20 protein-coding genes and 1 pseudogene are annotated in these 23,486 nt (G+C 68.3%); 10 read left to right on the top strand and 11 right to left on the bottom strand.

Features of this window, described 5'->3' with window-relative positions; genetic code table 11:
• Positions 1-2 precede the first annotated feature (2 nt).
• Positions 3-1,694 (top strand): Stk1 family PASTA domain-containing Ser/Thr kinase, encoded by a 1,692-nt coding sequence (pknB, locus tag P0Y60_01765; protein ID WEK61515.1) that lies wholly within the window; start codon positions 3-5, stop codon positions 1,692-1,694.
• A gap of 27 nt (positions 1,695-1,721) precedes the next feature.
• Here the strand turns inward: pknB and P0Y60_01760 are convergent, their stop codons facing one another.
• Genes P0Y60_01760 through P0Y60_01750 form a run of 3 tightly spaced genes read right to left on the bottom strand, consistent with a single transcriptional unit; the run spans position 1,722 to position 3,330 of the window.
• Complete coding sequence (locus P0Y60_01760) at positions 1,722-2,354, bottom strand: gamma-glutamyl-gamma-aminobutyrate hydrolase family protein (protein ID WEK61514.1); 633 nt, start codon at positions 2,352-2,354, stop codon at positions 1,722-1,724.
• The gene (locus P0Y60_01755) at positions 2,351-2,506 is read right to left on the bottom strand and encodes a hypothetical protein (protein WEK61513.1); all 156 of its coding nucleotides are present in this window, start codon (positions 2,504-2,506) and stop codon (positions 2,351-2,353) included. The genes P0Y60_01760 and P0Y60_01755 overlap by 4 nt, the downstream gene beginning before the upstream one ends.
• 29 nt (positions 2,507-2,535) lie before the next feature.
• Entirely contained in the window at positions 2,536-3,330 is a 795-nt protein-coding gene (locus P0Y60_01750) for a class E sortase (protein WEK61512.1), read from the bottom strand.
• Positions 3,331-3,423: 93 nt separating this feature from the next.
• On the opposite strand from P0Y60_01750, the gene P0Y60_01745 reads away from it, so the two are divergent.
• Positions 3,424-3,663, top strand: coding sequence for a cell division protein CrgA (locus P0Y60_01745; GenBank protein ID WEK61511.1), 240 nt, complete (start codon positions 3,424-3,426; stop codon positions 3,661-3,663).
• Positions 3,664-3,958: 295 nt separating this feature from the next.
• Here the strand turns inward: P0Y60_01745 and P0Y60_01740 are convergent, their stop codons facing one another.
• Together P0Y60_01740 and P0Y60_01735 are read right to left on the bottom strand one after the other, a co-directional pair.
• Entirely contained in the window at positions 3,959-4,846 is an 888-nt protein-coding gene (locus P0Y60_01740; GenBank protein ID WEK61510.1) for a rhomboid family intramembrane serine protease, read from the bottom strand.
• Positions 4,847-4,867: 21 nt separating this feature from the next.
• Positions 4,868-5,425 (bottom strand): peptidylprolyl isomerase, encoded by a 558-nt coding sequence (locus P0Y60_01735; protein WEK61509.1) that lies wholly within the window; start codon positions 5,423-5,425, stop codon positions 4,868-4,870.
• A gap of 169 nt (positions 5,426-5,594) precedes the next feature.
• On the opposite strand from P0Y60_01735, the gene P0Y60_01730 reads away from it, so the two are divergent.
• Entirely contained in the window at positions 5,595-6,095 is a 501-nt protein-coding gene (locus tag P0Y60_01730) for a DNA helicase (protein WEK61508.1), read from the top strand.
• A gap of 56 nt (positions 6,096-6,151) precedes the next feature.
• Positions 6,152-6,613: a YbaK/EbsC family protein gene (locus P0Y60_01725; GenBank protein WEK61507.1), complete on the top strand. Its 462-nt coding sequence runs from the start codon at positions 6,152-6,154 to the stop codon at positions 6,611-6,613.
• A 16-nt stretch (positions 6,614-6,629) separates the two neighbouring features.
• Here P0Y60_01725 and P0Y60_01720 read toward each other — a convergent pair whose 3' ends face one another.
• Complete coding sequence (locus tag P0Y60_01720) at positions 6,630-7,052, bottom strand: NUDIX hydrolase (GenBank protein WEK61506.1); 423 nt, start codon at positions 7,050-7,052, stop codon at positions 6,630-6,632.
• 43 nt (positions 7,053-7,095) lie between these two features.
• On the bottom strand, positions 7,096-8,694 hold the full coding sequence (locus P0Y60_01715; protein WEK61505.1) for an amidohydrolase: 1,599 nt from the start codon (positions 8,692-8,694) through the stop codon (positions 7,096-7,098).
• 118 nt (positions 8,695-8,812) lie between these two features.
• Between P0Y60_01715 and P0Y60_01710 the strand changes: the two genes are divergently transcribed.
• Together P0Y60_01710 and P0Y60_01705 are read left to right on the top strand one after the other, a co-directional pair.
• Positions 8,813-9,259 (top strand): hypothetical protein, encoded by a 447-nt coding sequence (locus P0Y60_01710; protein ID WEK61504.1) that lies wholly within the window; start codon positions 8,813-8,815, stop codon positions 9,257-9,259.
• Between the two features lie 62 nt (positions 9,260-9,321).
• Positions 9,322-10,437, top strand: coding sequence for a Xaa-Pro peptidase family protein (locus tag P0Y60_01705; GenBank protein ID WEK61503.1), 1,116 nt, complete (start codon positions 9,322-9,324; stop codon positions 10,435-10,437).
• A gap of 73 nt (positions 10,438-10,510) precedes the next feature.
• On the opposite strand, the gene P0Y60_01700 is transcribed toward P0Y60_01705, so the two are convergent.
• Positions 10,511-16,531, bottom strand: coding sequence for a GH92 family glycosyl hydrolase (locus P0Y60_01700; protein WEK61502.1), 6,021 nt, complete (start codon positions 16,529-16,531; stop codon positions 10,511-10,513).
• A 190-nt stretch (positions 16,532-16,721) separates the two neighbouring features.
• Between P0Y60_01700 and P0Y60_01695 the strand changes: the two genes are divergently transcribed.
• Positions 16,722-17,753, top strand: coding sequence for a LacI family DNA-binding transcriptional regulator (locus P0Y60_01695; protein WEK61501.1), 1,032 nt, complete (start codon positions 16,722-16,724; stop codon positions 17,751-17,753).
• Here the strand turns inward: P0Y60_01695 and P0Y60_01690 are convergent.
• Complete coding sequence (locus P0Y60_01690) at positions 17,716-18,645, bottom strand: hypothetical protein (protein ID WEK61500.1); 930 nt, start codon at positions 18,643-18,645, stop codon at positions 17,716-17,718. The genes P0Y60_01695 and P0Y60_01690 overlap by 38 nt on opposite strands.
• A gap of 147 nt (positions 18,646-18,792) precedes the next feature.
• Positions 18,793-20,703, bottom strand: a pseudogene (gene ilvD / locus P0Y60_01685) (dihydroxy-acid dehydratase).
• A 77-nt stretch (positions 20,704-20,780) separates the two neighbouring features.
• On the opposite strand from ilvD, the gene P0Y60_01680 reads away from it, so the two are divergent.
• Positions 20,781-21,608, top strand: a complete 828-nt coding sequence (locus tag P0Y60_01680; GenBank protein ID WEK61499.1) for a helix-turn-helix transcriptional regulator — start codon at positions 20,781-20,783, stop codon at positions 21,606-21,608.
• A gap of 25 nt (positions 21,609-21,633) precedes the next feature.
• Here the strand turns inward: P0Y60_01680 and P0Y60_01675 are convergent, their stop codons facing one another.
• Positions 21,634-22,239 (bottom strand): hypothetical protein, encoded by a 606-nt coding sequence (locus tag P0Y60_01675; GenBank protein ID WEK61498.1) that lies wholly within the window; start codon positions 22,237-22,239, stop codon positions 21,634-21,636.
• Between the two features lie 202 nt (positions 22,240-22,441).
• Between P0Y60_01675 and P0Y60_01670 the strand changes: the two genes are divergently transcribed.
• Both P0Y60_01670 and P0Y60_01665 read left to right on the top strand, forming a co-directional pair.
• Positions 22,442-22,822: a hypothetical protein gene (locus tag P0Y60_01670; protein WEK61497.1), complete on the top strand. Its 381-nt coding sequence runs from the start codon at positions 22,442-22,444 to the stop codon at positions 22,820-22,822.
• Positions 22,823-23,032: 210 nt separating this feature from the next.
• Entirely contained in the window at positions 23,033-23,485 is a 453-nt protein-coding gene (locus tag P0Y60_01665; protein ID WEK61496.1) for a hypothetical protein, read from the top strand.
• Position 23,486: the final 1 nt, after the last annotated feature.

The raw sequence follows: 23,486 nt of genomic DNA, 5'->3' as shown, positions 1-23,486 counted from the left end.
CGGTGTCCACAGAGCCACGCGTTCTCGCGGGTAGGTACCGCGTCGGCGAGCTCATCGGGCACGGCGGCATGGCGAAGGTGTACCGCGGTCAGGATCTGACGCTCGGCCGCGAGGTCGCGATCAAGATCCTCGACCCCGATCTGGCCCGTGACACGGCGTTCCGCACGCGGTTCCGCCTCGAGGCGCAGGCAGCCTCCCGCATGTCGCACCCGTCGATCGTGCGCGTGTACGACGCGGGCGACCCCTCCAACGGCGAGAGCCCGTCAGACGACCCGCCCTACATCGTGATGGAGCTCATCAGCGGCACCCTGCTGAAGGACATCATCGCCCGGGGTCCGGTTCCCGTCGAAGACGCGGTGCGCTACACCGACGGCATCCTCGAAGCGCTCGACTACTCCCACCGCGCCGGCGTCGTGCATCGCGACATCAAGCCCGGCAACGTGATGGTCACCGACAAGGGCCAGGTCAAGGTCATGGACTTCGGCATCGCGCGCGCGGTGTCGGACTCGTCCTCCACCGTCGCCGAGACGACGCAGATCATCGGTACGGCGGCATACTTCTCCCCCGAGCAGGCGAAGGGCGAGCCGGTCGACGCGCGCGCCGACCTGTACTCCACCGGAGTCGTGCTCTACGAACTGCTCACGGGACGCCAGCCGTTCCGCGGTGAGTCCCCGGTCGCGGTCGCCTACCAGCACGTCAGCGAGACTCCGCTGGCACCCACCGAGGTGAACGAAGACTCCCCCGGCGCGCTCGACCCCGTTGTTCTGCGGGCGCTCGCGAAGGATCCGTACCAGCGCTACCCGGATGCCGCGCACTTCCGCGCCGCACTCGACGGCGCCGTCACCGGTATCGCTCCCAGCCGCAAGCAGCTCGGTGCGCTGACGAGCGAGCTGTACGGCCCGAGCCCCCGTCAGGCGCAGGAGACAGCACGGTCGCTGCGGCAGTTGAGCACCGACACCACGATGGCCCGCACGCAATCCGGTCCCCCGGTGGCGTGGATCTGGGCGGGCGTCGCCCTGCTCGCCGTGCTGCTGGCCTCCGTGCTGTTCTGGGTCTGGACGATCAGCATGCGCCCGGCCGAGGTGCCGGCCACTTCCCGCGTGGTCCCCGACCTGGTCAATGTGTCGTCGGAGCGTGCGCAATCCGATCTCTCCGATCTCGATCTCACGACGAAGATCGTGATCGAGACCAGTACCGACATCACCAAGGGCAACGTGATCCGCACCGACCCCGAAGCCGACGAGACGGTCAGCGAGGGCGACACCGTCACCCTCTACGTCTCGTCCGGCGTGGAAACGGCCACGGTGCCTCAGCTCGAGGGCCTGTCACTCGCGGATGCGAAGAAAGCCCTGGCCAGCGCCGGTTTGGAACTGGGCACGGTCATCCAACGCAACGACAAGTCGATCAAGGCCGACACGGTGATCTCGGCCAGCGAAGACGAAGATGCCGAGGTCGCGCCGAAGTCGGTGATCGACCTGGTCGTGGCGAGCGGCAAGGTCACGCTCACCGACCTCGCCGGGTGGACGCTCGCCGCGGCGACCACCAATCTCGAGGATCTCGGACTCACCGCGACACCCGTCGAGGCACCGGACTGCCCGGCGACCGATCCGGCGACGGTGATGTCGATGTCGGTGGCGCCGGGAGACGTGCCGATCGGTTCTGCCGTCGAGCTGCGTTACTGCACCGGCGAGTAGCTCGCGCGACGAGCTCAGCCGACGAGCTCAGTTCGCCAGTGGATGCAGCGCGTCGGAGCGGGCGACGGCGTCGGAGTCGCCCACCGACTCCAACCAGTTCGCGAGCAGGCGATAGCCTCCCACGCTGAGCACGCTCTCCGGATGGAACTGCACCCCGTGAATCGGGAGGCTCGTGTGGGAGACAGCCATCACGGTGCCGTTCTCGGTGCGCGCCGTCACCCGCAGTTCGGCGGGCAGATCCCTCTCGACGAGAGCGAGCGAGTGATAGCGGCCCACGTCGAGGGGTGAGGGGAGCCCGCCGAACAACACCGATCCGTCGTGTCGTATGGCCGAGGTCATGCCGTGCATGAGTTCGGGGGCCTCCGTCACGGGAGCGCCGAACGCCGCCCCGATCGCCTGGTGCCCGAGGCAGACCCCCAGCAGCGGCCGTCCCGTACGAGCCGCGATGCGGACGGCATCGATCGAGACTCCCGCGTCGGCCGGGGTACCGGGCCCGGGGGAGAGCATGAGCGCATCGAAGGCGGGAAACAGGCGCTCGAATTCGTCGGCATCGACGGCATCCGATTCGATCAGGAGCGTCTCGGCGCCGAGCTCATGCAGGTAGCCGACGAGGGTGTGCACGAAGCTGTCGTGATTGTCGACCACGAGCACCCGGGTCATTCGAGGTCGATCTCACCGGGGGAGACGATCGGGCTCACCCAGGGGAACACGAAGTAGAACAGCGCGTAGAGCACGGCCGCGATGACGACCAACAGGATCAACACCCGCACCCACCAGGGGCCGGGCAGCAAGCGCCAGATTCCGGCGTACATCAGAGTTCTCCCTCGTCGCTTTCCACAACCTACACCGAAGGCGCGGCCGGGGGCGGCGGCGGATCGGTCAGGGCGGTGGGCGGTCCTTCGGCGCGAGGCTGGAAGCTCTCGAACACGCCATAGGCGACGATGCGCTCGGCGAGCGAGTACAGCGGTGAGCAGGCGGTGAGGGTGATGTACCGCTCGCCGGTCGAGACCTCGGGCATCTGCGGCACGTCGGCGAGCACATCGGTCTGCGTCGGCTTGACGTACTCGAGCGTGCGGAAGCGGTAGGTGAACCAGCCGTCGGGCGTCTCGACGACGATCGCGTCGTTGAGCTGCAGCTTGTCGAGCTGGTTGAACGGCTTGCCCCAAGTCGTGCGGTGCCCGGCCATGGCGAAGTTGCCGACCTCGCCCGGCATCTTCGAGTTCGTGTAGACGCCGATGCCGAGGTCGTCGAGCGTGCGCGCGCGGCTCGTTCCGCCGTAGATGCCGAAGTTGTAGTCGGCACCGAAGCGCGGGATGTGCATCTGGCCGAGCTTCTCGGTGTCGGCGGGAGCCTTCGGGATCACGGGCTCGTACTCGGTGGTGCCGTCGTCGGTCTCGACGAGCGGAGGCAGCTCGGGCGCCGGGCCCGCAGCCCACTGCGCGGAGACCGCTGCGCCCTCTTCGTTCTTCTGCGCGGCGATGATGATGTCGCCGATCCACATCTGCCACGAGACGAACAGCAGCACGAGCACTCCCGCGGTCAACAGGAGTTCGCCGAGCACGCTCGCGAACGTCGCCCGGGATCGAGGCCGGGAACGATGCGGGCGTCGCCCCCCAGGCACGACGGATGCAGTCATGGCCGAGATCTTATCCCGCGGTGCTGAACGGATGCCGAGGGGCTCCAGAATCCGGCATCCATGAACAAGGGGACTGTTGGGTAGAATGACGGCATGGCACGAGACCGCAAGAGTGAAGAACCCGCCGTCGAGCGCGCCGAAGGCGAGGCAGCTCCCAACGCCGTATGGTTCAAGCCGGTGATGGTCGGCTTCATGTTGCTGGGCCTGGCCTGGATCCTCGTGTTCTACATCTCGGGCATGCAGTTCCCGATTCCGGGACTCGACAACTGGAACCTGGCGATCGGTCTGGGCATCGCCCTCATCGGTTTCCTCATGACCACGCGCTGGCGCTGACCCGCACCACGCACTTCCACGAAGGGGCCCCTCGCAGAGCGATGGGCCCCTTCGTCATCCCCTATACCTACGCGGTGAGGCTGGACGGCCGTCCTGGGGAGTGGGAACTCCCGGGAGTGAGCATCGGGAGGGGACCCGCGAAGCGGGGAGGGCACCCGCTCTGCGAACGAAGGGAGTTCACACTCCCCAGGACCCCACAGACCCTCAACAAGTTATCCACAGATCTCTCCACAGTCTGGGGAGAATTACACCGGTGTTATTCACAGGGGTTGAAAACCCTGTTAACAAGTCAGGTTCAGGCCGAGAGCAACAGTGGTGGTACGAGGAACACCACGGCGAGCAGCAGCACGACGGTCGCGCTCAACAGCACGATCTGCCAGGTGCGCTGTTCGCGACGCCGAGTGCGGGTGTAGATGAAGGCGATCAGCGCGCCGACGATGGCCCCGCCGAGGTGGGCCTGCCAGGAGATGCCCCCGGCGAAGAAGCCGAAGGCGAAGTTGATGCCGAGGATCACCAGGATGCCGGTCACGTTCGCTCCGATGTGGCGGCCGATGATCAACAGGCCCGCCATGAGGCCGAAGATCGCACCGGATGCGCCGACCGTGGGGTTGCCGGGGGCGATGAGGGCGACCATCACGGATCCGCCCAGACCGCTGATCAGATAGAGCGCGAGATACCGGGCACGGCCGAGCATGGGCTCGAGGCTCTGCCCGAGCATCCACAGCGCCAGCATGTTCAGCGCCAGGTGCACGAAGCCGCCGTGCACGAAGAGCGCCGTCATCAGGCGCCAGGGCTCGAAGGGGAGCGCGAAGAGGTTCGGGTACAGGTAGGGCGCATAGAACCAGAGCGCCTGCTTGATCGGCCCGTCCAGCCCGGGGATCAGCTGCACGAGTCCGATGAACGACGTGACTGCCAGCAGTACGTACGTGACGATCGGTCGGCCGCTGCGCACGGCGGCGACGGATCCCCGGTTGCCCCAGCGGCGCTCAGCACGCTTCTGCGCCGGGGTGCGGTTCTTGCGTTGCTCCTGCATGCACTCGGGGCAGATGACCCCGACCGCCGCCTGAGTCTGACACTCGGGGCAGATGGTGCGCATGCAGCGTTGGCAGAGCACGAAGCTCTGCCGATCCGGATGCCGGTAGCAGAAGTTGTCGCGATTGCTCGTGAACTCAGGCGTCGTCATCCGGATCGGCCGCAGCTGTCGTCAGGCCGCGACGATGTCGATCGACTGCAGCACGACCGGCTCGACGGGCTTGTCGCCCGCACCGGTGGGAACAGCGCCGATCGCGTCGACGACGGCCTTGGAGGCGTCATCGGCGACCTCGCCGAAGATCGTGTGCTTGCCCTGCAGCCACGGCGTCGGGTCGGTCGTGATGAAGAACTGCGAACCGTTCGTGCCCTCGGGCTTGCCCGTGATCGCGTTGCGGCGCAGGCCGGCGTTGGCCATCGCGAGGATGTACGGAGCGTTGAAGTTCAGCTCCATGTTGATCTCGTCGTCGAAGTTGTAGCCGGGACCACCGACGCCCTGACCGAGCGGGTCGCCGCCCTGGATCATGAAGTTCGGGATGATGCGGTGGAAGATGACGTCCTTGTAGAGAGCGCCCTCGCCCGGCTTGCCGGTGGCGGGGTGCGTCCACTCCTGGGTGCCGTCGGCGAGGCCGACGAAGTTCTTGACCGTCTTCGGGGCGTGGTCGCCGAAGAGGTTGATGACGATGTCACCGTGGTTGGTGTGCAGGGTTGCGACATGAGAGGCGTGAGGCATGCCCTCATTCTCGCAGAGCTTCCGATGAGTTGTCCCTGTTGTCCGCGCAGGACGAACGGGAAAGGTACAGGTCGGGCGGCGAGTTGGCAAGGGTGCGCGTTTTCCCACCTCGCACCCGGACTCGTCTGGCAAGATGGGGAACCCGCACTCCAATCGACAGGAGAACATCGTGAGCCTCAGCCGCAAGCGGAAGAAAGAACTGCGCCGACTGCAGAACGACGCCACCCAGCTCTGGGAGTCGCAGCAGGTTCTGGTCGGTCATGCCGCAGATGTCGCCCGAGAGGCCAGCCGTCAGCTGGGCAACCTCGGCCGCGAGCAGGTGGTCCCTGTCGTGCAGGACACCTACAACCGCAAGGTCGCGCCGGTCGTCGACCGCGGCGTCAAGATCGGCAAGCACGTCGTCGACGAGCGCGTCGTGCCGATCGTCGGCGGTGTCGTCGGCAGCGCCCTGACCGCGTGGGACGTCGCGAACGCCAAGCGCCACGGCATCGAGAAGCAGGTGCGCAAGGCCACCAAGCCGCAGAAGAGCGGACCCGGTCTGGGTTCGGTCGTCGCCATCATCCTCGGCGCCGCAGCCGCGGTCGGCGTTCTGTACGCCGCCTGGCAGGCACTCCGCGCCGACGACGAGCTCTGGGTCGCCGACGACCCGCTGTCTGCTCCCGACGCGTGACTCCGTCTGATCTCCCCTCCGCCGCTTCGGGTGCCGGAGGGGATCAGCATGTCCGGGTGAGGGAGGCCGCGGCCGCTCGTGGGCTCGCGGTCGACATCCGTGAGCGCCCGCAGGCCGGAAGTCTCTTCGAGGCGGCTGAGCTGTTGGGCATTCCGGCATCCGGCATCGTGAAGACGCTCGTCGTGAAACGCGCCGACGACACGTATCTGTTCGCGCTCGTGCCCGGCGGCCGTTCGATCTCCTGGCCCAAGCTGCGCGCGGTGGTCGGGGTGAACAAGCTACGCCTGCCCGAGCCGGAGCTCGCCCTCGCGGCGACCGGATACGAGCGCGGAACCATCGTGCCGATCGGCAGCACGACCGACTGGCCGATCTTCGCCGACGAGTCGATCGTGGGTCAACGCATCGCGATGGGCGCGGGAGCCCACGGCTACAGCCTGTTCGTGGATGCCGACGATCTCATCGCCGCCTATGGCGCGACCGTCGCCGACATCTCCGTGCCTGAGGAGCGTCGGGACTGACGGCAGGTCCGACCGCTCAGTAGATGCCGGCCATCCGCATCGCGATGTCGACCAGCTTCACCCGTTGCAGTTCGGCGACGGCACGACGTGAGAACCATTCGGCCATGTCGGTGGAACCGTCGGTCTCGAACCGCAGCTTTCCCCCCGTCACCTGCGCGCGGTAGACGATGCGCAGGGTGTGCAGGGGCTCGGCGGCCTTCTGCACGCGCTGCGTGGCGGGGATCACACGGGAATGGATGCCGAGGAGCTCGCCGACCTTGACGCTGTAGCCGGTCTCCTCGCGGAGTTCACGGCGGACGGCGTCTTCCGGCGATTCGCCCGGTTCGAGGCCACCGCCGGGCATGGTCCAGGCCACGCGTCGACCTTCGGTCCAGCGCGCGAGCAGCAGCCGGCCGTCGTCATCGGTGACGACCGCGTATGCCGCGACACGCAGGTCCATGGATCACACACTATCGGGCGCCCACGACACCGCCGTCCGTGTGTCAGATCACCCGCGATCCGGCGACGTAGGTGGCGACGACCGCGGTGTTCGCGAGGTCTTCCGCCGACACGGTGACCGGGTCACGGTCGACGACCAGGAAGTCCGCGAACAGTCCGGGCACGAGAGCACCGACCTCGTTCTCGCTGAACAACTGCCAGGCGGCGTTGGTCGTATGGCCCTGCAGGGCCTGGGTTCGCGTGACCGGCGTGCCGCCCGGCATCCGATACCCCCTACGCGTGGTGCGGGTCTCCGCCACCGCCATGTTGCGGAACGGCTCGTTCGGCGTGACCCACCCGTCGTTGTGGAAGGTCGCGCGGTGGCCGGCGGCGAACGCTGCTCCGGCGTCGGCCCAGGCACCGCCGTGCTCCGGACCGAACAGGTCGTCGACCAGCACTTCGCCCCAGTACGTGATGTGGTCGACGAACAGGCTCACCGTGACGCCGAGCGCGGCCGCGCGATCGAACTGGGCGGGAGTCATCGCCCCGCAGTGCTCCAGCCGGAACCGGTGATCGCTCAGACCGTGACGGGTGATGATCTGCTCGTACACGTCGAGGGTGGTGTCGATCGCCCGGTCGCCGTGCACATGGCATGCCAGCTGCCATCGCCCGGCGGCGTACGGCTCGGCGATCTCCTGCAGCTGCTGCGCGGTGTAGTTCGCGTGCCCGATGTGGTGCGGCTCGAGGCCGAGATCACGCGTGGCCGGTGTGTCGAGGTAGGGGAAGGAGGTCGCGATGTTGCCGACCCAGGGCGAGCCGTCCGACCACGTCTTCACCCCGGTCTGGCGGAACCACGGGTCGTCGTCGTCGGCGCGCGGGCTCACGGTGCCGCCGGGGCGCGACATCTCGTACCAGCGCAGCCGCAGGGGGAGCGCACCCTGGCCGCGCAGCGCCGCGATCAGCGGGTTGAGCTCGGCATTCCAGGAGAGATCCGCGACGGTCGTGATGCCGCGCGCGGCCAGATCTCGCAGATGACCGGTGAGCAGTTGCGGCAGGTGCTGCTGGGCGGCCGCGAGAAGCGGAGCGAGGATCATCTCCACCGCCGCCGCTTCGAGGGCGACCCCGGAGAGCTCACCATCGGCATCATGGCCGAACGACGCGCCCACGGGGTCGGGTGTCGCGCGGTCGACGCCCGCGGCCCGCGCTCCCGCGGTGTTGAAGTAGGCGGAGTGGCCCGAGTTGTGGATCACCACGAGAGGCACGTCACCGGCGAGCCCATCGAGCAGTCGGATGTCGGGCTCGGGGAGCCCACGCTGCAGCAGCGCATCCCAGCCGTTCGCGAACACGGCGGCGCCGGCGGCAGAGGCGACGGCGGTGCGGAGAGTGGAGAGCACGGCATCGGCATCCGGCACGACCACCGGGCGGATGTCGACCACGAGATCGGAGAGGACGATCGCCGAGAATCCGGGGTGTCCGTGGGGCTCGATCAGCCCCGGCATGACCCAGCCGTCGAGCGCGACGGTCTCGGCATCCGGGAATCGAGCGTGCAGCTCGGCGGTCGAACCGATCGCGACGACGCGGCCGTCCTCGACGGCCATCGCCTCCGCCCGGGTGTCGACGGTGGGGCTGAGCGGACGGATGCGGCCGGTGAAGACTGTCGTCATGGCGTCAGTCTGGCAGGGACGGGCGCGGCCGGCCACGGGATCGATCACGAATCGAGAAGCGCGGCGGGGCGCGGCATCCGTACGCTGAATCCCACACCCACCGCCGAGAGGATGCACCATGGCCGAGGACACCAAGAACTTCACCGCCGAAGAGCGCGAGGCCATGCAGGCTGCCGCCAAGGAGGCCAAGACCCGCCGCTCGCGCGCCAAGCAGTCGCCGGAGGAGCTGCGCGCCGCAGGCGAGGCCGACATCAAGGCGGCCATCGAGAAGCTCACCGCCGAGGATCAGACGCTGGCATCCGACCTGCACGCCCTCGTCTCGGAGGTGGCGCCCGAACTCGTGCCTCGCACCTACTACGGCATGCCCGCCTGGGGCCGTGACGGCAAGGTGCTGTGCTTCTTCCAACCGGCCAGCAAGTTCAAGGTGCGCTACGGCACGTTCGGCTTCGAGCCGATCTCGAACCTCGACGAGGGCACGATGTGGCCCACCGCCTACGCCATCCTGGACTTGACATCCGCGAACCGGAAACTTCTCACGGAGCGCATTCGTCTCGCCATCAGCTGACGATCGGCGGTCGGAGCAGACAGGCGCAGACACGGCCGGAACCCCGCAGTAGCGTGGATGCCGTGACCACTCCGCCCTTCGCCTCCGCCGTGTATTCCGCCCGTCTCGATCGTGCCGCGGCCCTCGCCGCCGAAGCCGGGCTCGACGCCGTCATCGTGGGCCCCGGACCCGACCTGCAGTACCTGGTCGGCGTCGAGGGCGACACGATCGAGCGCCTCACCGCACTCGTCCTCGGACCCGATCTCACACCCACGGTCGTGGTGCCGCGCATGGAACTCGCGAAGGTGCGATCCACCGCCGTCGGCGCGCTGGGTTTGCGCATCGCCGACTGGGTCGACGGTGAGAACCCCTACGACCTGGTCGCGGATGCCGTCGGAGGTGGCACGCGAGTCGCGGTGTCCGATGCCCTGCCCGCGCTGCATGTGATCCCGCTCGCGGAGCGGCTGGACGTGCGGATCGAGCTCGCGACCCCCGTGCTGCGCGAGGGACGCATGATCAAGGATGCCGCCGAGATCGCGGAACTGCGGCGCGCCGGTGAAGCGATCGATCGCGTGCACCGGCGGGTGCCGGAGTGGCTGCGGGCCGGACGCACGGAGCGCGAGGTCGCCGCCGACATCGCCGAGGCCATCGTCGCCGAGGGACATCGCAGCGTCGAGTTCGTGATCGTCGGCTCCGGCCCGAACGGCGCGGATCCGCACCATGAGGTCTCGGACCGCGTCATCCGGTCCGGCGAGATCGTCGTCGTCGACATCGGCGGGGCCGTGCCCAGCGGCTACAACTCCGACAGCACCCGCACCTATGCGGTCGGCACCCCCGACCCCGCCGCCGCCGAACGGATCGCGGTGCTCGTGCGAGCGCAGCAGGCCGCGGTGGATGCGGCGCGGCCCGGTGCCACGGCATCCGACGTCGACGCAGCCGCCCGCACCGTGCTCGCCGACGCGGGACTGGGCGACGCCTTCCTGCACCGCACGGGTCACGGCATCGGCGTCTCGGTGCACGAGGAGCCCTACATCGCGCCGGGCAACGACCTGGTGCTGCGCGAGGGCATGGCCTTCAGCATCGAGCCCGGTGTCTACTTCGCCGGCGAATGGGGCTCCCGCATCGAAGACATCGTGGTGCTCACGGCCGACGGCTGCGAGCGCCTGAACGTCGCCCCGCACACCCTCACCATCGTCTGACGCAGCGCACGGAACGACGAAGCCGCCCACCCGAGGAGGGGTGAGCGGCTTCGTCGGTGAAGACCTGCGGGGGTCAGGACTCCACTCGGCGTCGGCGGATGACCAGCACGCCACCTGCGGCGAGCAGCATCAGCACCAGGGAGATGAGCACGACGGGGATCGCGCCTCCCGTTCCGGCCAGACCGTCGCCACCGCCGGCTGCCGCGGTCACCCGCAGTGCAGCCTCGGCGCTCAGACCGGAGTCCGCGCCCTCGACGATGAGCGTGTGGGCGCCCACCGGTGCGGATGCCGGCACGGTCACGGTGACCCGGAATGCTCCGGTTCCGTCTGCCGTGACCTCACCGAGGCGGATCGGGTCGGAGTGCAGCGTGATGGTGACCTTCTCGCCCGAGGCGAAGCCGCGGCCGGTCACCTCCAGGCTTCCACCCTGCACCACGCTCTTCACACCGAGCACGACCTCTGCCTCGAGCACCGGGGTGCCACGGACGTCGAGCGTGAGGGGCGACGACTCGGAGCCGCGGTACGCATCCGGGTCGGACGGCACGAACCGGGCGACGAACGTGTGGCTTCCCGAGGTCGCGATCAGCACGTCGGCCGTCGCGGTTCCGGCCGTGACCGTCGCCGATCCGACGATGGTGCTGCCTTCGAGGAAGTCGACCTTGCCCGCGGCGCCGGCCGGGGTGACCGTCGCCGTCAGTGCGATCGACTCACCGGCGACCGGGTCGTCGGAGCCCGCGGCCAGCGTGACCGAGGTGCTCTGCGGCGTCGAGGCCTCGGCGGTGACCCGGAGAGACGCTCTCGCTTCGACGTTCGAGACGTCGCCGAGCGCCACCACGGGGTGATCGCCATCCACGGCATCCTCCGGCACGATGATGTCACCGCGGATGCCGCCGTCGCCGTCGGCCTCCACGACCACCGGCTCCTCGTCGTCGATACGGATCGAGACGTTCTCATCGGGTGCGAAGCCGGTACCGGTGATCTCCACCGTGTCGCCGGGACGCGCCTGCTCCGGTGCCGTGATCTCCGGCGTGTAGCTGGGCTCCGGATCCTCGACCACGATCTCGAGCGTCTTCGCGGCCGACTGCACACCGTCGTCCGCCGTGACCGTCACCGTGAAGGTGCCCGCCGTGGCGTAGGTGTGGCTGGAAGCGACGACTCCGTCGACGACCTCGACCGCGGTGATGGCCGAACCATCGCCCCAGTTGACCGTCGCGGTGGTGTCTCCGGCGCCGCCGGTGACCGTGGCGAGCGTCGCGTCGAACTCCTCGCCCGTGATCTGACCCGACACGGTGCCTGCCGTGACGCTCAGCGGCGCAGCAGCGGCACGGTCGCCGTCCGACGCGATGGCGAAGATGTGCACGCGTCCGTCGTTCAACGAACCCGCCTCCTTCGGCATCGTCAGCGACTCGACGACCTTCGGGGCACCCACGTCATCCACATCGATCGTGACCGGTGCGGTGGCGTAGATCGCCGTGTTCTTGATGCTCGACTCCGCGCCCGTCCCGGAGAGGCGTCCCTCCGAGATGGTGAGCACCGTGTTGCCCTCGTAGGGGTTCCCCGATGCGCCGACCCAGTCGCCGAGGCTGATCAGCACGCGCTGCTCCGTCCCGTCGGTGAAGTGCAGCACGGCCTCCGAGTCACGGTTGCTCTCGGTCGCGGTTCCGATGAACGAGAGCTTCTTCGCACCGTCTCCGAGCGAGATGCGCACGGTCTGACCCTCACCGGTGATGTTGTCGGGCGCGCCCGGTGCCACCTCCGGCAGGTCGTACGTCAGCTCGGTACCAGGGATCGTCAGGGTCTCGCCCTGCACGAAGCCGTCGGCGACGAGCTTGTCGCGGAAGTAGCCGTGACCCTGCGAGTCGCAGTTCGCCGCGGTGACATCGAGGTCGCCGATGCAGACGTTGTTGAAGGCGCCGACCAGCGTCTCATCGCGGTAGACCGTCACCGATGCCGTGGTCTGAGCCACTGCGCCGTTCGAGTCGCGCACCGTGATGGCCGCCGAGTACGTTCCCGGAGCCGTGAAGGTGTGCGGTGCGCTCACCTTCCACCCGCCGAGGTCGTCCTTCGCGAGCTTCACGTCGGTCTGCTCGGTGCCGTCGCCGTAGTCGACCGTGACGGTGTAGCCGGCGGCATCCGTCTCGGTTCCCACGATCGTCGCCAGGGATCCGGTGAACGCGGTGTCGACCTTCACGCGCTGCGGCGCACCGGCCGAGATCGCGAGCCCGTCAGCGGCCGAGGCCGAGGCGAACAGTTCGACCTCCGAGAGCGACAGCGCCGCACTCGATGACGTGAGCGTCAACTTCACGCTCGTGTAGCCGTCCTGACTCTGCGCCGAGAACGGCCGGGTCTGCGAATCCCACGTGAACGATTCGCCCTCGCGGCTGTCGATCTCGGTCCAGGTCTTGCCGTCGACCGAGCCCTCGAGCGTCCAGCTCGACGGAGCATCCGCCTTGGCAGCGCTGGTCAGCGTGTACTGACCGATCGAGACGGGTCCCGACTGCGAGGTCCACAGCAACTCGGTCGAGTCGCCCGCGAACGTCACCTTCGAGGTCATGTTGTCGTCGATCAGCGAACCGACGGGAGTGCCGTCGGTCGCCGTGAGGGTTCCCCGGCCGACCTTGGTGGCGTCGACGAGTGTGGTGGGCACGTCGAGCCTCTCGCCCAGATCCTTCGCGCCCCAGGCGGACGGTGTCGCGCTCATCGTGAAGTCGAGCGTTCCTCCCTCGCGCACCAGGTCGCCGTCGAAGGTCGTCTGGTCGATGGCGGTGCCGTTGATGCTGACGCCTGCGACGTAGTCCTTGCCCGCCGACGCACCGGGTGCGTTGATGACCAGGTCGGTGTCACCGATCGAGAGCGTCGCGCTGTCGAACAGCGGCGTGCCGATCGTGTAGTTCCCCGATCCGACCTCGAGCGGGTAGAAGCCCAGCGCCGAGAAGACGTACCAGGCCGAGAACTCGCCGTTGTCCTCGTCGCCCGGGTAGCCCTGGCCGATGTCGGATCCGACGAACAGACGGTCCTGGATGTCGCGGATGAGCTCCTGCGCCCCCGAGGGGTCGCCCGCCTCGGCGAGCACGTAGGGGATGTGGTGCGCGATCTGGTTCGACATGCCGAGCATGCCCAGTCGCACATCGCGAGCCTCACGTGCTTCGTGGATGCCGGAGTGGTCGGCCTTCTCACGGGTGGTGAGGAAGTCGTGCATCACGTCGACGAGTCCCTGGCGTCCGCCGTAGAGCGCGGCCAGACCGTCGACATCGTGCGGGGCGTGGAACCCGAACGTCCAGGCGCTGGCCTCGGTGAAGGCACCGCCCCACGCCTTCTTGTCGAAGTCCGCCCCGGCGGTCCAGCTGCCATCGGCGTTGCGCGAGGTGAACGTGCCCGCTTCGGGGTTGTACATCTCGACGTAGTGCTCGGCACGTGCCTCGAAGTAGGTCGCTTCCTCCTTCAGCTGCGCGACACGGTCCTTCGGCGTCTTCGGGTCCTCCGAGAGCGCCTTGGCCATCTCGGCGATGCCGAAGTCGTTGATGTAGCCCTCGAGACCCCACGATGCACTCTCGTGCGTGCTCGCCTCGGTGTAGCCGAGGAAGATCGACTGGCCGAGTCCCTTGCGTCCGACGGCGTTGGATGCCGGGAGCACGGTGGCGTTCTTGACCGCCGCGTCGTAGGCCTCGAGCGCGGTGTCGGTGCTGAGCGCACCTGCGAGGTAGGCGTCGGCGAAGGCGACGTCGGAGCTCGTGCCCGTCATCAGGTCGGCGTAGCCGGGGGAGGACCAGCGCGCGACCCATCCGCCGTCACGGTACTGCTGCACGAAGCCGTCGACCAGTTCCTCGGTCACGTCGGGGTAGAGCAGCGAGTAGAGCGGCCAGGCGGTGCGGTACGTGTCCCAGAAACCGTTGTTGACATAGATCTTGCCGTCGACGATCTTGGCGTTGGTCTGGGTGTCGCTCGCCGATCCGCTGGTGGCGGAGACGGGGCTGGCGTACTTGTAGACCGGCTTGGTGGCCGTTCCCGTGTTCTCGAACTGCGAGTTGGGGTAGAGGTTCAGGCGGTAGAGGCTCGAATAGAGGGTGACGAGCTGGGTGTCGCTCGCGCCCTTCACGTCGTGCACGACGCTGAGTCGCTCGTTCCACGCATCGCGAACGGCCTTGTGAGCGCGGTCGAACGAGACGCCCTCGAGCTCGAAGCCGTGGTTGGCCTTCGCCTGATCCTGCGAGATGAACGACGACGACAGGCGCAGCTCTACCGTGCGGTCGGTCGTCGTGTCGAACGCCGCGTAGCGCGCGGTGCCGTTGCGGTCACCACGGGTGGTGGCGCCGGATGCGGTGGGCTGGCGGTCGAACGTGCCGTACACGAACATGCGTGTGCGACCGGGCCAGCCGGAGCCGCCGTCGACCCATCCTGAGACGGTGTCGCCGGAGACGGTGAGCTTCGAGTTATTCACGAGCTGGTCGATAAGCACGGAGCTGGCGTCGCCGGTGAACTCGAAGCGATAGATCGCGCCGTGGTCGGTCGCGGTGACCTCGGTGTTGATGCCGTTGTCGAACTCGACGCCGTAGATGTCGGGCCGCGCGGTCTCGTTCTCGTGGTGGAACGTGAGCTTGCGGTCGTTCAACGACGACGTGGGGTTGGCATTCGCGGCGGGAAGCACGGCGATCTGGTTGCGGTCACCCATCCAGATGCTGGGCTGGTGCGAGAAGCCGATGCCGTTGAGTGCCGGCAGGTTCTGCGCGGTGTTCGCCCGCTGGTACTGGTAGATCGTGCCCACGTTGTCGGCGTTCGTCATCGGAGTGATGAAGTTGAACCCGTTCGGCCAGGCGGTCGCCGGCAGGTTGTTGCCGCGCGAGAAGCCGCCGGTCGAGTTCGTGCCGCGGCGGGTGTCGACGTACGACACGAGTCCGTCGGAGGTGTCGAGCTCTTCGGCCGCACCGATCGCGACGTCGTCGAGCCAGCCGCTGAAGGCGGTCTCACCGGTGGGCACCTCGACGCCCTTGACGTCGGTGCCGGGGTGGTCGTAGGTGAAGAGGATGTCGTCGACCGTGCGTCCGGCGAACTGGCCGAGGTCGACCGTCACCTTGTTCCACTGGTTCGGCCACAGCACGTTGGCCTGGCCCTGCTGGCGGGCGCTCGCGCCGTAGCCGTAGGAGTCGACGGCGCCACTGGTGGAGAGCGTCGTGCCGTCGTCGAAGGTCAGGTCGACCGCGACGAAGGTGGCGGCGTAGGTCTGCTCACCGTCGAGGTTGGGGAAGACGAGGTACGACAGCTGGCTGTCGTCGTCGAGCGCGATGCCGGCGTCGTCGTACAGCACGCTCGTCGAGGAGGCGGGCCCGGCGTCGAGGTGGCGCCCGGTGTACTGCAGCGCCTTCGTGCCGGTGAAGCCCACGCCCGTCTTGGCGGTGTCGGAGCTGGTGGGCCCGTTGCCGATCTGCAGCTTGAGGTCTGCGGGCTCCGGAGTCGCGCCGTCGACGGCGATCGGCTCCCAGCCGGCCAGCTGCACGATGTTCTTGCTCGGCGTCTTCGTCGCGAGCACATCGAGGCGGTAGTACGTGTAGGCGGTGCTCGCGGTGGCGAGCGTGAAGGAGCGCGTCTCGCCGCGGCCCGTGAACAGCTCGCCGCTGCGCTCGTCGACGGTCACCCAGTCGGTGCCGTTGTTCGAGCCCTGCACGCGGAAGTCCTTGGGGTCGCGGTCGGGCTCGTCGTTGCCGGAGGTGAGGATGTAGCGCACCATCGGCTGCGGAGCCGCGAGCTGGTACTGCACCCACGCCTTGTTCGTGAAGGCGAGCCACTTCGACGAGGCATTGCCGTCGGCGACGAAGGTGGCGGCTTCGTTCGGGGTGTTCTGAGCGGATGCCGTCACCGCGGTGACGCCGCTGAGCACGCTGCCCGGCGCGAACTGGCTGCCGGTGACGTTGACCGCCTTTCCGGTGCCGGTCAGCACGGGTGCGGCGTCGCCGGTCTCGAAGGATGACGAGAATGTCGATCCTGCGGCCGCTGATGCCTGCACCGGCGTCAGCATGGCCATGCCCACCGTCAGGGCGACGCCGGCCGCTGCCCATGATCGGCGCGCGGGGCGTTGATTGCTCGGGCTGGGGACCCTCATGGTTGCTCCTCAAACTCCACTGCTGTGTGTCGTCCGTCTGCCGCGGGCCTTCCGATGAGACCGCGTGACGATATGACATCGCTGTCATATGATGAGGACGCTACCACAGCGTTCGCGATCCAGGGAAGGTGCATCTGCATCGGACGACCGCGATAATGAGCTATCCGCCCCCGGCGGGCAAGGGGGACGCATGACACGCACCGATGACGAGACCGCTCCGCGGCCGACGCTCGCACAGGTGGCTGCCCGCGCCGGAGTCAGCCTGAAGACGGCATCCCGCGCCCTGGGCGGCGAGTCGTACGTGAGCGAGAAGACCCTCGCGAGCGTGCTCGCGGCGGCCGCCGAGCTCGACTATCAGCGCAATGCCGCCGCCAGCCTGCTCGCCAGTGGCCGCCTGGCCGATTCGATCGGGCTCATCACGGGAGACTTCACCAACCCCTTCTACTCCGCGCTGGCGCAGGCGGTCGAAGACGAGATCCGTCCTCGGGGCATGCACCTCTCGGTCGCGAACTCCCGCGAGTCGGCCGAGCAGGAGGAACGCGTCGCCCACGACCTCGCCGACCGCCAGACCAAGGCCGTCATCACCGTCTCGGCCATGACCGATCACTCCGACTACGCGCAGCTGCAGGCCCGCGGCATCCCCGTCGTGTTCGTCGACCGCCCGGCCGAGCATCTCGATGCCGACTCGGTCGTGTTCGACAACCGCGAAGGCGGGCGCTTGGCGGCGCGGCATCTGATCGAAGCCGGACACCGCCGCATCGCATTCATCGGTGACTACGCCTGGCTGCCCACGTACCGGCAGCGCCTGGCCGGAATGGGCGATGTGCTCGACGCTCTCCCTCCCGGTGAGGGTTCCGATTGGCGAGACCTTCTCCGCACGGACGCGCACGACGTCGCGTCATCGCGGGACTGCATGCGCGAGCTGCTCGCCCTCGATCATCCGCCGACGGCGGTGGTCGCCGGGAACAACCGCATCCTGCTCGGCGTCATGGAGGAGATCTCCGATCACGACGGGGCTTCCCCCGCGGTGATCGGCTTCGACGAACCGGAGTGGGCTCAGGTGCTGGGCATCAGCGTCGTGACGGGCGACGTCGAGGCTCTCGGACGCCAAGCTGCCCGCCTCGCCGTCGCTCGTCTGAGCGACCGCACCCGCGCCTACGAGAGCGTCGTGATCCCGATGCAGCTCATCTCCCGGCGGTCGACAGCCGCGTCTGTGGGTTGAGCGCCGACACGGCCTCGTCGACCGAGACCAGATCGGCCATCGTGACCGCACCCTGCATCGATCCGGCGATGCGAAGAGCGGCGAGCGCGGTCAGCCGGCCGGTGGCCTCGGATTGGCCGGTTCCCGCCGCCTGCTGACGCTCGCCGGTGCGGCGATTGCGCGCCACGACGTGCCACTCGTCGCTGCCGAGGTGCGGGGCGATCCCGAGGACGCCCCGGAGCGCAGGCAGTCGACCGATCAGCGCGAGGGATGCCGTCATCGCCGCCGAGCCGAGCGTCAGGTAGGACCGGATGGTCGGCGAGCCGGTCGGAGCCAGCAGGATGTGGTCAGGGAAGTCCGCTCGCAGGTACCGGCGGGTGCGGCCGTCCGGGCCCTCCGCGCGCAGGCTCGAACGGAGATTGCGCACGGTAGCGCCCTCCGGAGGCCGGTGCAGATCGGTGCCCACGAGTCCGGCGGTCCAGGCGACCGCGGCCGGTCCGTGCTGTTCGCCGCTTCCGAGCATCACGAGCACGTCGATCTCGTCACCGGGTCGGCTCTCGATCGCAGAGGCGAGCACCGTGGTCAGCCCCGGTGCGAGGCCGGCGCCCAGGACGACGGGTCCGGATGCCGCCTCGCGCACAGCCTCGAGATAGGCGCCGGTCGCGGAGATGTCGACGAACGGGGTGGGCGCGACGGCGACGGCGAGTTCGACGCGCTCGATGCCGGACGCGTTGATCACGACGTCGTGGGCTGCGGCGAGCGCGGGCAGCGAGCTGAGGTCGCCGCGCAGATCGAGGCGGACCCCGTCGGACGCGGCGCGGCTGGCCGACGTCACCTCATGCCCGCCGTTCTCGAGTTCCCGGCGGATCACGGTACCGACGGCGCCGCGCGCCCCGAGCAGCAGTGCCTTCATCGGATGCTCGTGAGGGGTGAGGGGTCGGTCATGATGGCTCCTTCTCGCCCACGCACGGTGCGCGGGCGACCTCCATGATGGATCCCGGCAGGTCGCGGCATCCACCTCGTTTGCCGTTTCTGCAACAGGGGAGCGATGGATGCCGCGTCAGACCAGGGCGGCGGCGCTCCGCTGCTCCTGCTCCCGCAGTGCGCGCTCGACAGCCTCGACGTCGCGCACCGCACCGCGGTCGGCCGAGGTTGCCATGGCGGCGTAGGCGCGCAGCGCCAGCGACACGGGGCGGGTGCGATCCACGGGGCGGTAGCCACCGGCATCCAGAAGGCGTGCGCGACGCTCCGCGAGCACCGCATCGTCGACCCGCAGGCTCATGCCGCGCGAGGGGATGTCGATGTCGATGATGTCGCCGTCCTCGACCAGCGCGATCACGCCGCCGGCCGCCGCCTCGGGCGAGACGTGGCCGATCGAGAGACCCGAGGTGCCGCCCGAGAAGCGGCCGTCGGTGATCAGCGCGCACACCTTGCCGAGCCCGCGGCCCTTGAGGAACGAGGTCGGGTGCAGCATCTCCTGCATGCCCGGGCCGCCCTTGGGCCCCTCGTAGCGGATCACCACGACGTCGCCCTGGCGCACCTTCTTGCCGAGGATCTTCGCGACCGCCTCCTCCTGCGACTCGCACACCACGGCGGGGCCGGAGAACGACCAGGATCGACGGGTCGACGCCCGCCGTCTTCACCACGGCGCCGTCGACGGCGAGGTTGCCGCGCAGCACGCCGAGGCCGCCGTCGACCGAGTAGGCGTGCTCGACGTCGCGGATGCAGCCGGTCGCGGCATCCGTCGTCGAGGCGCGCCCAGCGCTCCGACTGCGAGAACGCGGTCGAGGAGCGCACGCCGCCGGGAGCAGCGTGCCAGAGTCTCGCGGCCTCGTCGTCGCCTTGCCGCCGCGGACGTCCCAGTCGTCGAGCCACGCGCCGAGCGACGTGGCGTGGACGGTGCTGCACGTTCTCGTCGAGCAGGCCGCCGCGGCGCAGCTCGCCGAGCAGCGCGGGGATGCCACCGGCGCGGTGCACGTCCTCCATGTAGTACATGCGGCCGTATGCCGGGTTGGGAGCGACCTTCGCGAGGCACGGGCACGCGGCGCGAGACGGCGTCGATCTCGTCGAGGCCGAAGCTGACGCCGGCCTCGTGCGCCGCGGCGAGCAGGTGCAGGATCGTGTTGGTGGAGCCGCCCATCGCGATGTCGAGCGCCATGGCGTTCTCGAAGCGCGGCGGAGCTGGCGACGCTCGCGCGGCAGCACGGAGGTGTCGTCGTCGTAGTAGAAGCGCTTGGTGATCTCGACCGCGAGCTCGCCGGCCTTCTCGTACAGGGCGCGGCGGGCGGTGTGGGTGGCGAGCACCGAGCCGTTGCCGGGCAGCGCGAGGCCGAGCGCCTCGGCGAGGCAGTTCATCGAGTTCGCGGTGAACATGCCCGGAGCAGGAGCCGCAGGTCGGGCAGGCGTTCTCCTCGATGCGCTTCATGTCGGCATCCGACACGGTGTCGTTCGCGGCCTCGGAGATCGCGTCGACCAGGTCGAGGGTGCGCACCGTGCCGTCGACGAGGGTGGCTCGTCCGGCCTCCATCGGTCCGCCCGACACGAAGACCGTCGGGATGTTCAGGCGCAGGGCGGCCATGAGCATGCCCGGGGTGATCTTGTCGCAGTTCGAGATGCAGACGAGCGCGTCGGCCTGATGCGCGTTGACCATGTACTCGACCGAGTCGGCGATCAGGTCGCGCGAGGGCAGCGAGTACAGCATGCCGCCGTGGCCCATCGCGATGCCGTCGTCGACCGCGATCGTGTTGAACTCGCGCGGGATGCCGCCGGCGGCGGAGATCGCGTCGGAGACGATGCGCCCGACCGGCTGCAGGTGGGTGTGACCGGGGACGAACTCGGTGAAGCTGTTCGCGACGGCGATCATCGGCTTGCCGAAGTCGGCGGGGTTGACGCCGGCGGCGCGGAACAGGGCACGGGCTCCTGCGGCGTTGCGGCCGTGCGTGACGGTACGGGAGCGAAGGGGGGTGGGCATTGTTCCACCCTGCCCTCGCGCGCGGTGATCCGGAAGACGGCGCTGACACTAGTAGTGGGAGCACTAGGTTTGTACGCATGGCCAGCGACGAACAGCAGCGGAAGGAACTCGGGGCCTTCCTGCGCGCCCGTCGCGAGCATCTCGACCGCGCCGACTTCGGGCTGCCCCCGGCCGGACGCGGCCGCACGGTGGGGCTCCGCCGCGAGGAGATCTCGTATCTGTCGGGCGTGAGCGTCACCTGGTACACCTGGCTCGAGCAGGGGCGCGGCATCAATCCCTCACGGCAGGTGCTGGATGCCGTCGCCACCACGCTGCACCTCACGATCACCGAGCACGACTATGTGCTGCGCCTGGCGGGATTCGCTGCGGCACGACCCGGCGGAGGAGAGGCCGTCGAGACGGCACCGGCGCACGTGCAACGGTTCCTCGACGCGCTCGACGAGCACCCCGCCTACGCCCTGGCCCCCGACTGGGGCGTCGCCGGCTGGAACGCGGCCTATGAAGCGCTGTATCCGAACGTGGCACAGACCCCGCCGGAGCAGCGCAACCTGCTGTGGCTGATCTTCACCGATCCGTACGTGCGCTCCCTGCTCGACGACTGGGATGTCACCAGCCGCCGATTCCTCGCCGAGTTCCGCGCCGAAGCCGGCCCGCGCCTGGGTGACCCCCGCTACCGCGACCTGGTGTCACGGCTGATCGAGGCCAGCCCGGAGTTCCGTGAACGATGGGAGAGTCACGACATCCGCGGCTTCCAGTCACGGGAGCGCGTGTTCCAGCATCCCGAACTCGGCCGGCTGGTCTTCGAGCACCACCAGTTGCGCCCGTCGGATCAGACCGACATCCAACTCGTCGTCTACACGCCCGACGATGCGACCCGCGAGCGCTTCGGGCGCCGCGGACGCTGAGTGTCGGGCGCCATCTGCCTGCGCGTCAGGGCCAGTACGGCTTCGCCCGCTCGGTGAGCTCACGCATCGCCGAGCCGTCGAGCACGATACGGGTCTCCTCGACGCCGAGGGCCGGCCACTGCACCACGAGCTCGATCGGCCCCGCCGGGGGCGCCGGCCACAGCCACAGGTGATCACTGCCGGCGTAGGAGCTCCCTCCGCCTCCACCGCCCTGCTGCTGGCTGTGCAGAACGTGCCCCTGCGGCTCGGCCATCGGATCGCCGACATCGGAGTACGGCGAGTCGGCCAGCAGCTTGTCACCGTTGCCGAGCACCATTCCGTACCGGAGCCGACCGGCCTGCCCCGAGGGGCCCGAGAAGGGGAGGTACTCCAGGAATGTCGCGCACAGCTCGTTCCACTCCGTCAGCGGCATCCCGTTCCGGCGAAGGCGACGATCCACCCGCAACTCCACGCCGTCGCTGTAGACCGCGACGACCACCAAAGCGATGGCGAGATGATCGGTCACCGCCAGAGTCTCCGAGACGGGGAGGAGTGCGGGCAGCTCATCCTGAGGACTGCTCCACCACCGGGGCGAGTTGCTCTCGCTCTCCTCGGGCTCGGTGATCTCCGGGTCTGGCGGGAAGAAGTTCATGCTGCCAGCAGATCATGGGCGCTTCGCGGCACGCAAGAGTGCTGCGGGATACGGGCACACGCAGGAACATGGCACGCGCCGATTCCCTCCGGGATATGACTTTCCCCCCGTTCTCGGGGTAGCCCACCGGCCGGTGATCCACTTCAGTGAGGGAGGGTGTGGCCATTCGGTCGACCATGGACATCCACGTTGGAGGATCCCGATGGAGTTTCTCGTCTCGGCGGCACTGGCGATCGTGGGTGGCATCCACCTTCTTCCGCTGACCGGAATCCGCGGCTCCGCCGCCCTGACCCGTCTGTACGGCGTTCCGATCGATGAGAAGAATCTCGAGATCCTGATGCGTCACCGAGCGGTGCTGTTCGGGATGCTCGGTGCGTTACTGGTCTACGCCGCGTTCGTACCCGAGGTCCGGACGATCGCCTTCATCGCCGGTTTCCTCAGCGTGGTGTCGTTTCTCGCTCTCGCCGGCGCGGCCGGAGGAGTCAATGCCAAGATCCGACAGGTGGTCATCACCGACGTGATCGCACTCGTCATCCTCGTGATCGGCGTCATCGCACACACCTGGATGACGTTCGCCCCGTGATCCGCGGAGTTGTTAACAGGGTTGTTAACACCTGTGGATGACTCGTCTTCGGCAGATCGAGACAAAGAAAAAGGCTTCGAGCGATGCTCGAAGCCTTGATCAAACTTTCTCAACACAGTGTGGATCCTAGGAGATTCGAACTCCTACGCTTACCAAGGACCAGCAAAGCCCTTGGCTGGTTTACTATCGGTTCAACGGAGAGGGCGCCTCATGGAGGATCTGATCGAGCAGCTGCTCGACGGAGATATTTGGGTGGTTGTTGGAGCGATCATCGTCACTGTTGCGGGATCTTCGGCAGCAGCTGCCGGTATCAACAGCTTCGCCGAAGGCCGCCGTGCCGCGAAAGGATTCCGTCGAGAGGTTCGAGATCGCGCTCTCACCGCCGTTGGGGATGCCTATACCACCTATCTTCGACTTGGCGGGATCGTTGGCGGTCCAACTGCCACCGCTAGCGAGGAAGCCGACGGTGCTCTATTCAAGGCCACCTCGACGGTACACTCTCGAGTCGCCGCTGTCGGGGACGCAGCCACATATTCTCTCGTGAGCGACTTCGTCGCAACGGGAGAGCTATACGCCGGTCACAACGAAGACACGAGCGTCAGCGACCTGGACGGTAAATTTGATTCCCTCATCCGCAAGCTGAACGAGGGAATCCCCAGGTAGT

This window comes from Candidatus Microbacterium colombiense, from assembly GCA_029203165.1.
Classification (GTDB): domain Bacteria; phylum Actinomycetota; class Actinomycetes; order Actinomycetales; family Microbacteriaceae; genus Microbacterium; species Microbacterium colombiense.
Note: the sequence above shows the minus strand (reverse complement) of the source record. Positions and strands in the feature narration are given on the sequence as shown.

Coding starts and splice junctions, on each gene's coding strand:
- P0Y60_01760 (WEK61514.1), bottom strand. CDS start 2,354: ATGACCCGGGTGCTCGTGGTCGACAATCACGACAGCTTCGTGCACACC.
- P0Y60_01690 (WEK61500.1), bottom strand. CDS start 18,645: ATGAAGGCACTGCTGCTCGGGGCGCGCGGCGCCGTCGGTACCGTGATC.
- P0Y60_01740 (WEK61510.1), bottom strand. CDS start 4,846: ATGACGACGCCTGAGTTCACGAGCAATCGCGACAACTTCTGCTACCGG.
- P0Y60_01700 (WEK61502.1), bottom strand. CDS start 16,531: ATGAGGGTCCCCAGCCCGAGCAATCAACGCCCCGCGCGCCGATCATGG.
- P0Y60_01750 (WEK61512.1), bottom strand. CDS start 3,330: ATGACTGCATCCGTCGTGCCTGGGGGGCGACGCCCGCATCGTTCCCGG.
- P0Y60_01675 (WEK61498.1), bottom strand. CDS start 22,239: ATGAACTTCTTCCCGCCAGACCCGGAGATCACCGAGCCCGAGGAGAGC.
- P0Y60_01720 (WEK61506.1), bottom strand. CDS start 7,052: ATGGACCTGCGTGTCGCGGCATACGCGGTCGTCACCGATGACGACGGC.
- P0Y60_01745 (WEK61511.1), top strand. CDS start 3,424: ATGGCACGAGACCGCAAGAGTGAAGAACCCGCCGTCGAGCGCGCCGAA.
- P0Y60_01680 (WEK61499.1), top strand. CDS start 20,781: ATGGCCAGCGACGAACAGCAGCGGAAGGAACTCGGGGCCTTCCTGCGC.
- P0Y60_01695 (WEK61501.1), top strand. CDS start 16,722: ATGACACGCACCGATGACGAGACCGCTCCGCGGCCGACGCTCGCACAG.
- P0Y60_01710 (WEK61504.1), top strand. CDS start 8,813: ATGGCCGAGGACACCAAGAACTTCACCGCCGAAGAGCGCGAGGCCATG.
- P0Y60_01670 (WEK61497.1), top strand. CDS start 22,442: ATGGAGTTTCTCGTCTCGGCGGCACTGGCGATCGTGGGTGGCATCCAC.
- P0Y60_01665 (WEK61496.1), top strand. CDS start 23,033: ATGGAGGATCTGATCGAGCAGCTGCTCGACGGAGATATTTGGGTGGTT.
- P0Y60_01715 (WEK61505.1), bottom strand. CDS start 8,694: ATGACGACAGTCTTCACCGGCCGCATCCGTCCGCTCAGCCCCACCGTC.
- P0Y60_01735 (WEK61509.1), bottom strand. CDS start 5,425: ATGCCTCACGCCTCTCATGTCGCAACCCTGCACACCAACCACGGTGAC.
- P0Y60_01755 (WEK61513.1), bottom strand. CDS start 2,506: ATGTACGCCGGAATCTGGCGCTTGCTGCCCGGCCCCTGGTGGGTGCGG.